Origin of the sequence: Nguyenibacter vanlangensis (assembly GCF_013376155.1) — a bacterium.
In the GTDB taxonomy this organism is placed as follows: domain Bacteria; phylum Pseudomonadota; class Alphaproteobacteria; order Acetobacterales; family Acetobacteraceae; genus Gluconacetobacter; species Gluconacetobacter vanlangensis.
On record NZ_JABXXP010001146.1, the window covers coordinates 1 to 648 of the forward strand.

General features: G+C 70.5%; 2 pseudogenes. Both read right to left on the reverse strand.

The features are described 5' to 3' along the window. Positions 1–248 (reverse strand): annotated as a pseudogene (locus HUK84_RS21770) (flagellar motor protein MotA); the annotation flags it as partial. Next, positions 245–648: pseudogene (locus HUK84_RS21775) on the reverse strand (hypothetical protein); the annotation flags it as partial. The pseudogenes HUK84_RS21775 and HUK84_RS21770, both read right to left, overlap by 4 nt.

A 648-nucleotide genomic window follows, 5' to 3' on the forward strand; every position in this document is an offset into this window, starting at 1 on the left:
GGCGTCGGCGGGGTCAGCCCGGCGCGCGGCTGGCGCAGCGTCTCGACCCAGCGCACCTCCGGCAGCAGCCGCAGCACCATGCGGATGTTCCACATGATCCCGAAGGCCAGGATGGCCAGGATCAGCCCGTCCAGGATCGGATTGTTGAAGAACGCCGCGAACAGCGTCCGCGACAGAAGGGTGGCCACCACGGCCACGGCGGCAAGGAACGCGGCGATGCGCAGCAGATAGGTCGTCGGTTGGGTCACGGCGCGGGATGTGGCTCCGAAGGGGCGGGGGGCTTTGACGTCGAGGCCACCATATCCGACCGGGTCACGTCAACATGATCGGGTACCGTTTCGTTCGCGCTTCCCGGTGGCGCAACGTCGGGGCCCGCAATTCCGGCGCGCGGCAGGCCGATGGCCCGGACATAGATCCGCGTCGTCGCCACCCCGGCATGAACCAGGATCGACCGGATCGCCAGCCCCCGCTCCAGCGACACCCGCCGCGGCGTGGAGACGTCGTCGGGCGAGCCCGACGCGGTGGCGTCCACTTCCGCCCGCGTATCGGGCGTCCGCAGCAGGCCGGCGGCAAATTGCTTCACCCGGTCGATCATCGCGGCATTCATGTCCGCGCTGCCGGCCGCGAAGGTCAGGCGCAGGCCGCCCG